Genomic DNA, 13,215 nt, shown 5'->3' on the forward strand with positions numbered 1-13,215 from the left:
GATTTAAAGTCATGCAGACTCTAGATCTGTACCTGTAAATCTACTGCAGGGTTATGAAATGGCACACCCTGTTTCAGCTTGGCAAACATGTCCGGATCTGCCCATTCAGCCTGCACCTGCTCCGAGAACTCGATCTGGTCAAGACTCAAAACCCCCATCTGTTCATTTTGAATATCTTCTAGAAAACTCTGTGCATAGCCTGTATCAGTTTCATGCACAATCACAGAATGGACTTCAACATCACCTTCACCATTTTGCGTCACCGTCGATGCCAGCACCTGCTGTGCCAGAAAGAAGAAAATGCGAGAAAACTGTTCTGCAGACGGCGAAACCGGCAAAGAAACCCAACGCGCACTAAAATTCTTGCAAGCCTGAATATATTCAGGATCATCTTTTTGCCAGAAGCAGATTGCATGGTCAAATGAATCAAAGAAATCCTTAATCACCCCTTTGAGCAGACCAAAATCATAAACCATCTGGCCATGATCCAGCTTCGAGGCTTTCAGCAATAACTCGACTTTATAGCTATGGCCATGGATCGAACGCTTACAGCGATCTGACGTGCAGTTACGCACAATATGAGCATTCTCAAACTTAAATAACTTACGAATTAACATATGCCGTAATGTCGTCAAAAAATAGGTGAATTAATTATGATTATAAAGCAAAAGTAGAGCTTTGAGGATTAATTTTGCTGTTTAGCATGATAGGGAAAAGGCATCAAGCCATATTCAGATCCATTCGATTTGTATAATTTATAAACTATACTTAAAAGGGCGCCATGCTGCGGTAAGCGACATAAACCTGTTTATCCCGACGCACCAGCTCACTGCTAAACTGACGCTTGCGCTCACTTAAAACCACTTCAATTTGGGCTTTAAAATAATTGGATTGCACTCCAAGCAGACTGTTCAACACATTTCGCTTAGCTGCCTCGACCTGAGCAAAAGGCTCAAGCGCCCATAACTCAGAAACATTGGAAAAATGCTCCAAATTGGCCTGACGCTGATCCAGTAACTGCTGCACTGCATTCACATCAAGCTTTTCATCCATACTGGCCAGAAGAAAAGCCGAGGCTGTATTGATATTGACTGTACTGTCCTGCATGGGTGCGGCAGTGAGATAAGATTCAATCAGTTTATATTTATTTTCTTCAAAGCCGCGAATCAGTTTTAATTCTTCCACACTATGAAACTTTGCGTTTGGGGGCAAAGCCGCATTGGGCAAGCCTTGATAATAATTAGATTCAGCACCCATCGAACCGCTGGGAATCTCATTTTCATCCTGCCAGTCAATGACTGCTTCACTCAGCTGTGCGGGTAAACCGGCGCGCTTTAAGATCAGCTCAAACCATACCTTGGCATTTTCATTCACCGTACCTTCAGCAGTGACCAGGCTATTTAAATTAAACTTGCCCGATTCATCCTGTATTATTCCTGAGACATACCCGTCTTCTACCGGAAAAGCCGGCATGGGCTGCGCCCAGGTTTCCTGTAAATGATCAACCTCAGCGGCATTTTCGGCATCATCGACCAAGAGTTCTGAAAAAAAGGCCTCAGCACTTTTGGCATATATAAGAGACTGATTTTGGCGCATCAGATAAGCAGTACTTTCTGCTGTGGCAGCCTGACGCTTTGCAATTGTGGCAGCGAGAATAGTCGCCAATGCCACCATCACTAAAATGGTAATCAGTGCAATGCCCTGCTGCTGTTTGATCATGATCGCTTTTTTCATTTTCATTTCTTATTATTCTTAGCCTGGTTGGCCTGTATTTTGAGCATCAAGCAAAAAATCTGTGTTTAACAAACTAAATATCCATTCATAGCTAATACCATTTACGGTTAAATTGATTTTAATCCCTTTGGGCAAACGTTGCTTCTGCTCTAACTGGTTCAGATCCACAGAGGCATCCGGCCATTGCGTGAGTTCATTCGGATTAAGCACCACAATCTGAAATTGTTCCACTTCCGATAGTAAAACACTGGATTCCGGCTGGTCTTGGCCGGTTTGGTTCAAATTCCGGTATTTCAGGCGATAAAGTTTCTGCTCATCGGGCCGGTACTGATATTCAATGCGCTCATCGGGGGAAATTCCTTCTTGCAAAGGATCAGTTACCCCGGTTTTACTGAAATTAAAGCGTCCGTTCTGCAACACCAGAGCCGGCTGTATATCTCCATTGATGTTGGCCGTTAAGGGTACTGCCTGTACGGTATCTCGCAGAATTTGCTGATATGTTTCCTGTAACTGCCCTAAACGCTGTTCATGAATCACATTCTGATCTTTGGTTTTGACAATATAATCAAAAACTTTCCAGCCTAAAGCAGACAATACTGCAAAGATCGCAATTGCGACCAATAATTCAACCAGGGTAAATCCTTTAGGTTTCATGGAGTATTGTTCATGCGATGATTAAAGAACATCAGGCTGCTGATGCCAGATTCCACCTGACCATTGTCCGGGTTAACCAGACTAACCTGCAACTCAATTCGTTGTACGTTGGGACTTACCGTCGGCTCACTGCGTTTATCAACTTTCCAGGTTTCACCTTGCTGGGTCAGCTGTTTGGAAGCCGTCCCTTCCATCCATTCCTGATTAATTTCCATTTTTGCCACTTCATTCAGGGCAATAAATTGAGCCTTGGTCCGCAAAATAGCATTTGAGGTCGATTGGGTATATTGCATCGCGACTTTGGTCAAGGTCATGGCTGCGGTCGCAAAAATTGCCAGGGCCACCATGACTTCCAGTAAGGTAAAACCTGAGCGAGGATAAACGAAACAACGTTTCGTCCGAACGCAAGACGAAGTCCTATGCTCGCAGTACACATGATCAAATCCATAAACACTGGGCTTAAACGACTTGATAGCATCCGAACCAGCATTCTGCTTGAAATATCTAGATTTCATTGATTTTACCCAGATGGTCAACTTCAATGGCAGCTCCTATTTCACGCTCTTCGAAAAAGAACTGAATCCGTACCGGTTTAACCTCACCATTGCCGAGCCAGATTAACTGAGGAGAATTTACCTGAGTCAGATCACGGTTTTTTGCATTGGCAAAACGCTGCTGCTCCAAGCTCTGAATCTGGAAGGAAACATGATCAGGCAAACTGCGCAATTTAAAATCTGCATAACTTTGCCATTTCTCATTTTGCAGGTTCTGACCGCTCTGCGCTGCTGAACGATACTCTATAATTCCATAACGAAATGGCGTGACATCTGTCGCAGTCTGAACATCAAGCGCGAGTATCCTGGACTGGTCATTGGCTTCTCGTAATACCCGCTGCAAGTCCATCAATAAAATTTCACGCGCCTGCATGGCCTTACGCTGATCGACACCACTGGTATTTAACAGCACCAAAGACGCCATGATACCCATGATCACAATCACCACCATCAATTCGATTAAGGTAAAGCCACGAACTGCGCTGTGAGGTGATCTGATCATAGGACGACCTTAGGCAAACTGCTCGGCAGGATGTACCTGCTTGGGCAAAGCCAGTGCCTGATCAATATAGGCCACACGCAAGGTATCCCGTGAACCCAGATAACGCTGATAGAAACTGGAATTGAGAATTGCTGCAGCACCATGGGTCAGCGACCAGATCGAAGCCAGATAATCGCGTACTGACATATGGCTGTTGATGGATGCCAGATAAGTTTCTGTCATACGGATAATCAGACGTAAGCGCTGTTTACGTACCTGATAGAGTTCGCTAAACAGGTGCTGAATTCCAACGCCAGTTGTTGACAGGCGTTCTTCAATCTGGTGAAACAGCACGGTACGCTCAGGATGATGCAAATGATGCAGCATAAAGAAGGCCAGATGTTCAGGAAAAGCTTTATCGCTATCCTGAATCATTTCCAGCAACATGCGCTCATTACGGATAATCAGCAGCATGTATAGCTCATCTTTACTCTGGAAATGTTTATAAAGTGTCCCTTTGGCCAGATCAAGCTCGGCAGCAAGCGCATCTAGCGTCATTCCCGCTTCACCATTTTCCAGCAGGAGCTGTTCTGCAACTTGAAAAATCAAGGTTTCTCTTGCTCGAAACTGAGCCTGACGATCCATCTTCACCCTATAAACTCTCTTGTACTTTATATAACTTTATTTACTTTAAATTCAGAAGATTTTCAAAGTTCTGCTTTGTGATATAAGCCATTTCTTCTATTGACTTATCATATACATCGCAAAGCGCTTTGGCTACATAAGGAACGTATTTAGGCTCATTAGATTTACCACGATACGGCATTGGCGCAAGATAAGGACTATCAGTTTCAATCAGCACACGATCCAGCGGAACCTGCTTGGCGACATCACGCAAATCTTGCGCATTCTTAAAGGAAATAATTCCGGAAAATGACACATAATAACCGCAGTCCAGTACTGCTTTTGCAGTTTCCCAGTCTTCGGTAAAACAGTGCAAAATCCCGTGTGTCGATTTTTCCGCCCGGATAATATCGACAGTATCATGCTTGGCGGAACGGGTATGAACAACTACAGGCTTTTTGGTGATTTGTGATGCATGGATATGCCGGGCAAAGCAGGCTTTCTGTTCTGCAATAAAATCGGTACTGTGATAATAGTCCAGACCGGTTTCACCGAGCGCCCAGACTTTCTCCGGTTGCGCCAGCTCGACCAGATATTCAGTCGTGGCACGCGCCATCGTGGCAGCATCTTCGCAAGGATGTACGCCAACGGTATAACCGACATCTGCATGACGCGCGGCAATTTTGGCCAGCTCGATATGATCATCCAGATCGACCGAGATACTCATGAATTTGGAAACACCGGCTTCACGAGCCTGAGCCAATGCCTGATCCAGATCACCATGATATGGGGTCAAATCAAGCAGGGTTAAATGACAATGAGTATCTACAAACACGATGCGTTCCTACCAAGGGTAAATTAACTACATAGTGTAACTTTTACGTCCTTCAGATTTAAGACCCGCAACCAGACGATCTGCTTCATTTTTGAAATAAACGCCTTTTTCACCGCTTAACTGGATGCCAAAGCCTTGGGGCTTGATGCCATTCTGCTTTTGCGAGACCCAGATGACTTTACCGGTTAAAGGAATTTTCTGGGTCTGGTCAGGCAAAGTCGTCAATACAAAAACTTCTTCGCCCAGTTTGACCGGCTGCTTGGAAGGAATAAAAAGCCCACCACCCACAACATAAGGCATATAGCTGGCAAACAGTGTTTCGATGTCAGGAATATTGGCCTGAATAATACCGCCCATACGTGGTTGCATGTGATTTCCCCTTAATTAAAGATTCATCAGCTTGATAAACAATTCATCGATGACCAGATTGCTTTGGACATTCTGTTCGAGGTATTGCTTGGCTTGCTGAAAATCCTCATAAATTTTAAAAAGTGCTTCTAATGAATATTGTTCGGCAAGGACATTGAATTCAAGGTCAATGTTTTTCACCGTCTGATTTAGCTTGACACAAATTAAATCGGACAACAAGTATTCAAACATTTGAGCAAAGTCACTAAAATTCAGGTTTTTATTCCATTTGGTCGCAATTGCCATCGGCATATTTTTTTGCATGACCAGTTTTTGCCAGTCTTGCAGGAATTCCTGACGCAGTGGCAGCCAGGCACTTTGTGCAACCTCTAATGCCTGTAACGGCATCTGATTGGACAGGTTCATCAATAACTGTTGTTGGCTAGCACCTGCATCCGGGAGCTGATTCTGGACATAATCGCTAAATTGCTCGGCGGAAATCCGGTCCAAAGCAAAGTGCTGCAAACGACTGCGTATGGTCGCGGGCAATTTTAAATAATGGTTCGCCAGTAAAATAATGACTGTATTATCACCGGGTTCTTCCAGCGTTTTGAGCAAGGCATTGGCAGAGGCAATATTCAAGGCTTCTGCAGGCTCAATCACAATCACGCGCCAACCATCTACAGTCTGTTGCACAAAAGGTAAAAGATCACGAATCTTCTCGATCTTGATTTTGGCATTTTGTTTTTTATTGTCGTCATCGGTACTGATATGCACATAGTTGGGATGGGTGTCTGCCTTTAACCATTGACAGCTACTGCACTCACCACATGGCCCGGCAGGCTGACGATTCAGGCATAACACCCAGGCCAGAAAATGCTGAGTAAACGCTTCTTTGCCACAGCCTTTTTTTCCATAAAACAATAAACCATGCCCAAGCTTGGGAAAGCGCCCGGTCAGGGTTTCCCAAACCTGTTGCTGCCATGGATAGATATGTGCATTGACATCAAAAGGCATGTATTTGACTCTTCTTAGGCAAAATGGGAAAGATCCATCTGATTCAGGCGATCCAGATCTTCCTGGGTATCCACCCCTGGCGGCAAGTTGGCTTCAGCCACCGCAATGGCAATACGGTGTCCATTTTCCAGTACCCGTAACTGCTCTAGAGATTCCAGTTTCTCCAGCACACCCATTTCCCAAGTCACATATTCTTGCAACAGTTTGACCCGATAGGCATATAGACCTAAATGACGATAGGCCTGATCATGCAGCTTCGGTTCAGCCAGTTTCGCGCCATCACGGTCATAAGGAATGGTAGCACGGCTAAAATACAGTGCCTGCTGGTGTTTTGACATGACGACTTTTACAATGCTGTCACGTTTGAATTCATCTAATTGATAGATCGGCTCACATAGCGTCGACATGGAAGATTCAGGCTGATCTTCTAGAAGTTGAGCAACCTGTTTTACCAGTTGCGCCGGCAGTAAGGGTTCATCCCCCTGTACATTAACAATGATGTCATCACTGGCCCAACCTTTGATTCGAGCCACTTCACTCAAGCGGTCTGTGCCGGAAGGATGATCTGCCGAGGTAATCACCACATCAATGCCTTCAGCACGGCAAACGACAGCAATACGCTCATCATCAGTTGCCACACACAGATCGTCAAAACCTTGCACTTTTTTGGCTTGATCCACTACTCGCAGAATCATGGGACGACCATGAATTTCCAGCAACGGTTTACCCGGCAGACGTGAACTGGCGAAACGTGCAGGAATAACAATGTGTTTCATAATGAATGAGCCTTAAGAAAATTGAATACCGTATTGTTGTAACTGTTGCTGCAAGACTGTATAGCAGGCTGGCGATAGGACTGCATCGACTGGCACTACCCAGATATCCTGTTTAAAATCTGGATATTGTTTAAGTAGCGCCATAATTTTTACTGCGTCTTTTTCAGTCGTAATGATCGGATTATTATCATCGAACTGTAAATCCTCAATATCATAGTCATGATGGTCTGGAAACTCATGACACTGAAATTGTTCTATGCCTAAATTTTGCAAGGTCTGATAAAACCGCTGTGGAAAGCCAATGCCGACTACCGCATAAAAAGCCGTTTGAGGGTTAAAGATTTTAGTGCTGTCCTGACTGAGCAAATAAGGCTGTGATGCAGCCAGATGCATATTCAGTTCAGAACCTGGATGGGCTGCATGCTCAATTACGGTTCCCGTTTTCAAACGGGTCACTGGTTCACGTAGATAACCTTCTGGAAGCAGTTTCTGATTGCCCAGACCGCGATTATTATCCAGCACAATCCACTCAATCTGGCGGTTCAAGGCCCAGTGCTGCAGGCCATCATCACAGATAATCAGATCCAGTTCATGTTTGTGCAGCAGCAACTCGATACTTTTCTGCCGGTTGGGACCAACTGCCATCGGCACGCCTGTTGCCTGTACAATCAAGGCAGGCTCATCTCCGACAATCTCCGGCAAGGTATTAAAGTCGACATAGGCAGGAAATGGACCTTGGCCGCCATAGCCTCGACTGATCACGCCTACCCGAACATTTTTCTCGGTTAAATAATCCACCAGATGAATCAGCAAAGGTGTTTTCCCGCTACCACCGACTGTGATGTTACCAATCACCATAACGGGAATCGGCGCGCTATAACTTTTTTTAATGCCTTTTTGATAAAGCCAGTGATTGCTGACAAAACCCAGGCGATACAACCATGACAAAGGACGCAGCACCACCAGCCACTTTGCCTGTGCATTCCAAGCATCCTGAATGATTTGTGCCAGTGCCATAAGTTACTGTTCCTCAAAGTTACGCTGATGCAACTGATAATAAGCACCATGTAGCGCAATCAGTTCGGCATGACTGCCCTGCTCAACAATACGGCCCTGATCCATAACCACAATACGGTCAGCATTTTCAATCGTCGATAAACGATGTGCAATCACAATCGTCGTACGGTCCTGCATGGCTTTATCAAAGGCACGCTGAATAAAGTATTCCGACTCATTATCCAGCGCACTGGTCGCTTCATCCAGAATCAGGATAGAGGCATTTTTCAAAATTGCTCGTGCGATGGCGATGCGCTGACGCTGGCCACCAGACAGGTTTAAACCCTGGGCACCCAGCTGAGTATCATAACCTTGCGGCAATGCCATAATAAAATCATGCGCATAGGCTGCCTTTGCTGCCGCGATAATATCTTCATCGGAAGCACCTTCGAGCTGACCATAAGCAATATTTTCCCGCACGGTTCGGTTAAACAGTACTACTTGCTGGTTCACCATGGCAATCTGGGTTCGCAAGGCGGTAATTTCAAAATCTTCAATCGGTTTCTGATCCAGCAGGATCTGCCCCGAAGTCGCATCCTGATAACGCACCAGCAGATTCACCAGCGAGCTTTTACCGGCCCCAGAACGACCGACCAGCGCCACTGTTTCACCGGCCTTCACCTTTAAATTAAAATCATGAATGGCATGATGACCATCATCATAAATCAGGTTGACATCTTTAAATTCAATGTCGCCTTTTAAGCTATCAGTCAACGTCCCGGTATTTTTTTCCTCAGGCATATCCAGCAATTCAAATACTGAATGTGCTGCGGCCATACCACGTTGAATTTTTTCATTGATATCCGTCAAGGCTTTGATTGGTCTTGCCAGCATACCCGCCGCAGTAATATAAGCGACAAATTCACCCGCAGAGGTATCACCCAGAATTTGCGGACGCAAGGCAATAAACATCACAATACTCAGTGAAATCGACATGATCAGCTGAACCACAGGACTATTCAACTGTTGTACAGCAACCATTTTCAAGCCACGACGCAAGTTTTCCAGCGAGTTCTGTTTAAAGCGTTCCTGCTCGTAGTTTTGTCCACCAAAGCCCTTGACGATCAGGTTGGCATTCACCGTTTCCTGCACCACATGGTTCACATCACCCATGGTGTCTTGTACTTGCTGCGATAATTTACGCATCCGTCTTGCAGCTTTACTGATAATAAAACCGATGACGGGTGCAAAAATCAGGATACACATGGTCAGACGCCAGTTGGTATACAACAGGTAGCCTAATAATGCCAGAGTGATCAAACCTTGTTGCAACAAGGTTCTTAGGGCTTCAGTTGAAGCGGCGGTTAGCTGCTCCACGTTATACATGATTTTGGCAGTAATATGCCCGCTGGTATTGTCCAGATAATACTGGGACGGTAAACGCAGCAATTTTGCAAAAACTTCCTGACGGATATTGAACACCAGATTCCGGGAAATCACCGCAGTAAAATACCCCCCCATGAACAGACCCAAGCCCCGGAAGAACATGAGTATGACCACCAAAAATGGGAAAAGTGAAGTGAAACTCTGGTCTTTATTTTGAATCGCCTCAATAATATATTCCAGCAATTTGGCGACAGAAACTTCTGTGGCCGCATTAATAGAAAAACCTACCAGGACAAGTAATGCGATGCCCCAAAATGGTTTTAAATAACTTAAAAGGCGAAGATAGACCTTAAAATCGTGCTTCACTAATAACCTCGGGTAGGTACTTTGGTACTGATATTGATATTCACAAAGCCGAGCTGCCCGGCCACATCCATGACACGAATCACGTCCTGATGACTGGCTTTTGCGTCAGCTGCGATGACAAACATTAAATCACGGCGTTCATTTGAAATCTGTTTAATTGCAGTACTTAAATCCGCAACTTCCTTGCTGACCAAGGATTGACCGTTGACTGCATAATGACCATTAGCATCCACAATCACTTCAACTTTCTGATCATAGCTTTTAGGCGGTACCCCTTGCGCATCAGGCAAGGTCAGGTTCATTCGGCTCATTTGGCTAAAAGTCGTCGACAAAAGCAAAAAGACCAGAATAAACAGCAGACAATCAATCATTGGTGTCAGATTAATATGCACATCTTCCACCTGGTTGCGTTTGAATTTCATCATCCGCCTCCTAGCTGGCTTTTTGCATGTCTTGGTCTATATCTGCATGATTGCGATAAAAAAGATCCGCATGAAACAAAGTCGCTTGCTGCTCAAGTTCAGCCACATATTCCTGAACAAGACGCTGAAAATAACGGTGCGCAAACAGTGCAGGAATTGCAATCAGCATACCGGCTGCTGTGGTAATTAAAGCCTTGGAAATACCGGGCATCATCAAGACCGGATCACTTCCAGTTCCCACATCGATCATCAGGAAAGATTCAATAATCCCAAGTACAGTCCCCAACAAACCGAGTAAGGGTGCAACTGCACTCAGCGTACCCAGAAAATTAATATTTTTTTCCAGATACCCGATTTCCTGTGAAGCCACTACTTCCATCTGCGCGCGAGCATACTGCTCACCCTGCTGTTTAGTCGCATAACCTGCGGTAAATACCCGACCCAAAGTACTACGCTTTAAGGCCGCACTTTGATTCATTTTTTGCATGACTTGTGCAGCATTTTGCGACGAACCCATTAACAGAGTCAACGGAAGTACTGCGTTCTTTTTCAGGCGAATCAGACGCTCGATCGAAATCGCCAGCATAAAGATAGAACACAAGACCAGGGGCAGCATAAGCCAGCCACCTGCTTTAACCAATTCCCACATCTAATTTATTCCCCAATAAAAAATAGATAAATTTATTCATCTTCTAAAATAGACAGAATGCCATCAAGTTCTTCTAAAGAGTGATAGCTAATAACCAGTTTTCCTTTGCCTTGCTTGTTATAGTCAATTTTAACATCTGCACTGAAACGCTCCGAAAGGCGCTGAGTCAATTGTTGAATATCTGGTGCTACTGCTTCTTTTACTTTTTCTTGTTTAGGTGTATTGAAATCGCGGACTAACTGCTCGGTTTGGCGCACAGACAGACTTTTTTCAATCACAATATCCGCTACTTTAAGCTGATCTTTAGCTTTTAAGGTTAAGATCGCACGTGCATGTCCCATATCCAGCAAACCCTGCTGCATAAAGTCTTTTACTTCTTCAGCCAGGCTAAGCAAACGAAGCAGGTTACTTACTGTTGTGCGGGCTTTACCCACTGTATCGGCAATTTCCTGATGGCTTAGGCCAAATTCTTCATGGAAACGCTGTAAGGCCAGCGCCTGATCAATCGGATTCAGATCTTGACGCTGGATGTTTTCAATCAGCGCCAGTGCAATGGCAACCTGATCATTCAGATCCCGTACAATCGCAGGAATTTCAGTTAAACCCGCTAACTGTGCCGCACGCCAGCGACGCTCACCTGCAATAATTTCATACGGATAGCGCTCATCATCAACCGGTCGGATCACAATTGGCTGCATGATTCCATGCTTCTCAATCGATGCCGCCAGTTCCTGCAAATCCTGCTCGTTAATATAACGGCGTGGCTGGTATTCACCGCGCTTGAGCAAGTTTACATCGATCTGTTTCAGCTGACCATGATCAATGCCTTGGGCTTCCATCTGTAATTTTTCTTTTTGAATTGATCCCAGCAAGGCATCCAAGCCACGACCTTTGGCGAGTCCACGTTTCTTGACGGTCATGCTTTACTTCCTTTTTTCACTTTGCTTTTCTTTAATACTTCAGCTGCCAGATTTAAGTAAGCAACTGCACCCTTTGAGCTTTTTTCAAAATAAATCACTGGCAAACCGTGCGCCGGCGCTTCAGCCAGACGTATATTTCGTGGAATCACGGTTTCATACAGTTTTTTACCAAAATATTGTTCCAGTTCTTCAGATACATCACGGGTCAAGGCATTGCGTGCATCGTACATGGTGCGTAATACCCCAACAATCTGCAGCTCCGGATTAAGTGCTTGCTGAATCCGGTCGATGGTCTGGGTCAGATCTGCCAGACCTTCCAGGGCATAGTATTCACATTGCATTGGAATGATCACACCATCCACGGCTGCCAAAGCATTCACCGTAATCAGGCTTAAACTTGGCGCACAGTCAACAATAATATAATCATATGCAGATTCAATTTCCTGCAATGCATCACGCAAAATGAACTCGCGCCCTTCCTGTTCTGCAATTGCCAGCTCCACCCCAGCCAGATCCCGGTTGGCCCCCAGAACCTTGTAGCCAACTTCTGCTTTAGAGATCGCCGTTTCAATCGGTACTTCACCCAGCAAGACATCCGTGACCGAATACAGCAGGTCATTTTTCTGAATTCCCGACCCCATGGTTGCGTTGCCCTGAGAATCCATATCCACCAGCAGAACGCGTTTTTTTAACACAGCTAAAGATGCCGCCAAATTTACTGCGGTTGTGGTTTTACCGACACCACCCTTCTGGTTAGCAATCGCAATAATTTGTGCCATGTTGACCCCGATTTTCCAAAAAATTTAAATACGTTTTAATAGAAGTAAATGACGTTGTTCGTCCAGGCGCGGAACTTTCAGTTCAATAATCTGACAGCTAAATTCATCTTTTAATGCAGCCACTTCATCTGCAGGGATTAAACCTTTCATGGAAGCAATAATAGTTTGCTCATGCATATAAGGTTTAGCTGCATTGACAAAATCGGTCAATGAAGCAAATGCTCGACTGGTAATCACATCAAACTGGCCCAGCTCGTTAATACTGTCTTCATTTTCTACGCGGGTTTGTACCGCAATGACATTTTTTAATTTCAGGTCAGCAATAAACTGCTTCAGGAAACGGATTTTTTTACCATTCGAATCCAGCAATACACATTCGCGCTCAGGCTGACATAAAGCAATGATCATGCCCGGCATACCACCACCCGTACCGATATCGAGCAAACGGCCTGCTGGTAAATCTTTCAGAATGCTCAGACTGTCGAGCAGATGCTTGACCAGCATTTCCTTAGGATCACGGATCGCAGTCAGATTATATGCTTTGTTCCACAGCACCAAAGCATCCTGATACTTGAGTAATAAATTTAAAGCCTCATCAGATAGCTCTAAACCCAAAGCCTGGCTACCCTGCTTTAGTTCTTGAAAAAACATATGCATAAACAATCTACGCTCGA

General features: G+C 44.9%; 17 protein-coding genes. All 17 read right to left on the reverse strand.

Annotated features, from left to right (window positions below; translation table 11 throughout):
* Positions 1 to 20 precede the first annotated feature (20 nt).
* The 17 genes from AY605_RS11720 to rsmG all read right to left on the reverse strand — a co-directional run bounded on the left by AY605_RS11720 (position 21) and on the right by rsmG (position 13,198).
* Positions 21 to 617 (reverse strand): 6-pyruvoyl trahydropterin synthase family protein, encoded by a 597-nt coding sequence (locus tag AY605_RS11720; RefSeq protein WP_064096567.1) that lies wholly within the window; start codon positions 615 to 617, stop codon positions 21 to 23.
* Positions 618 to 768: 151 nt separating this feature from the next.
* On the reverse strand, positions 769 to 1,740 hold the full coding sequence (gene gspK / locus AY605_RS11725; RefSeq protein WP_081406369.1) for a type II secretion system minor pseudopilin GspK: 972 nt from the start codon (positions 1,738 to 1,740) through the stop codon (positions 769 to 771).
* Positions 1,741 to 1,752: 12 nt separating this feature from the next.
* A complete protein-coding gene (gene gspJ / locus AY605_RS11730; RefSeq protein ID WP_064096568.1) occupies positions 1,753 to 2,388 on the reverse strand; it encodes a type II secretion system minor pseudopilin GspJ in 636 nt (211 codons plus the stop codon).
* The gene (gspI, locus tag AY605_RS11735) at positions 2,385 to 2,903 is read right to left on the reverse strand and encodes a type II secretion system minor pseudopilin GspI (RefSeq protein ID WP_228138653.1); all 519 of its coding nucleotides are present in this window, start codon (positions 2,901 to 2,903) and stop codon (positions 2,385 to 2,387) included. The genes gspJ and gspI overlap by 4 nt, the downstream gene beginning before the upstream one ends.
* Entirely contained in the window at positions 2,893 to 3,444 is a 552-nt protein-coding gene (locus AY605_RS11740; RefSeq protein ID WP_064096570.1) for a type II secretion system protein, read from the reverse strand. Before AY605_RS11740 ends, gspI begins: the two co-directional genes overlap by 11 nt.
* Positions 3,445 to 3,453: 9 nt before the next feature.
* Positions 3,454 to 4,068, reverse strand: coding sequence for a TetR/AcrR family transcriptional regulator (locus AY605_RS11745; protein WP_064096571.1), 615 nt, complete (start codon positions 4,066 to 4,068; stop codon positions 3,454 to 3,456).
* A gap of 40 nt (positions 4,069 to 4,108) precedes the next feature.
* Positions 4,109 to 4,882: a TatD family hydrolase gene (locus AY605_RS11750; RefSeq protein WP_064096572.1), complete on the reverse strand. Its 774-nt coding sequence runs from the start codon at positions 4,880 to 4,882 to the stop codon at positions 4,109 to 4,111.
* A 27-nt stretch (positions 4,883 to 4,909) separates the two neighbouring features.
* Positions 4,910 to 5,251 carry a PilZ domain-containing protein gene (locus AY605_RS11755; RefSeq protein ID WP_004278877.1) on the reverse strand — a complete coding sequence of 114 codons (342 nt, stop codon included), beginning with the start codon at positions 5,249 to 5,251 and terminating at the stop codon, positions 4,910 to 4,912.
* A 15-nt stretch (positions 5,252 to 5,266) separates the two neighbouring features.
* Entirely contained in the window at positions 5,267 to 6,247 is a 981-nt protein-coding gene (locus tag AY605_RS11760) for a DNA polymerase III subunit delta' C-terminal domain-containing protein (protein ID WP_064096573.1), read from the reverse strand.
* Between the two features lie 14 nt (positions 6,248 to 6,261).
* A complete protein-coding gene (gene kdsB, locus AY605_RS11765; RefSeq protein WP_064096574.1) occupies positions 6,262 to 7,023 on the reverse strand; it encodes a 3-deoxy-manno-octulosonate cytidylyltransferase in 762 nt (253 codons plus the stop codon).
* A 12-nt stretch (positions 7,024 to 7,035) separates the two neighbouring features.
* Positions 7,036 to 8,040 carry a tetraacyldisaccharide 4'-kinase gene (gene lpxK, locus AY605_RS11770; RefSeq protein ID WP_064096575.1) on the reverse strand — a complete coding sequence of 335 codons (1,005 nt, stop codon included), beginning with the start codon at positions 8,038 to 8,040 and terminating at the stop codon, positions 7,036 to 7,038.
* Between the two features lie 3 nt (positions 8,041 to 8,043).
* Complete coding sequence (gene msbA / locus AY605_RS11775; RefSeq protein ID WP_064096576.1) at positions 8,044 to 9,771, reverse strand: lipid A export permease/ATP-binding protein MsbA; 1,728 nt, start codon at positions 9,769 to 9,771, stop codon at positions 8,044 to 8,046.
* On the reverse strand, positions 9,771 to 10,193 hold the full coding sequence (locus tag AY605_RS11780; protein WP_064096577.1) for an ExbD/TolR family protein: 423 nt from the start codon (positions 10,191 to 10,193) through the stop codon (positions 9,771 to 9,773). Before AY605_RS11780 ends, msbA begins: the two co-directional genes overlap by 1 nt.
* Before the next feature lie 10 nt (positions 10,194 to 10,203).
* A complete protein-coding gene (locus tag AY605_RS11785; protein ID WP_064096578.1) occupies positions 10,204 to 10,842 on the reverse strand; it encodes a MotA/TolQ/ExbB proton channel family protein in 639 nt (212 codons plus the stop codon).
* Positions 10,843 to 10,874: 32 nt separating this feature from the next.
* A complete protein-coding gene (locus AY605_RS11790) occupies positions 10,875 to 11,762 on the reverse strand; it encodes a ParB/RepB/Spo0J family partition protein (RefSeq protein WP_004645475.1) in 888 nt (295 codons plus the stop codon).
* Positions 11,759 to 12,541, reverse strand: a complete 783-nt coding sequence (locus tag AY605_RS11795) for a ParA family protein (RefSeq protein ID WP_064096579.1) — start codon at positions 12,539 to 12,541, stop codon at positions 11,759 to 11,761. The genes AY605_RS11790 and AY605_RS11795 overlap by 4 nt, the downstream gene beginning before the upstream one ends.
* Positions 12,542 to 12,565: 24 nt before the next feature.
* Positions 12,566 to 13,198: a 16S rRNA (guanine(527)-N(7))-methyltransferase RsmG gene (gene rsmG, locus AY605_RS11800; RefSeq protein ID WP_064096580.1), complete on the reverse strand. Its 633-nt coding sequence runs from the start codon at positions 13,196 to 13,198 to the stop codon at positions 12,566 to 12,568.
* Positions 13,199 to 13,215: the final 17 nt, after the last annotated feature.

Origin of the sequence: Acinetobacter sp. SFD (genome assembly GCF_001647575.1) — a bacterium.
Taxonomy (GTDB): domain Bacteria; phylum Pseudomonadota; class Gammaproteobacteria; order Pseudomonadales; family Moraxellaceae; genus Acinetobacter; species Acinetobacter pecorum.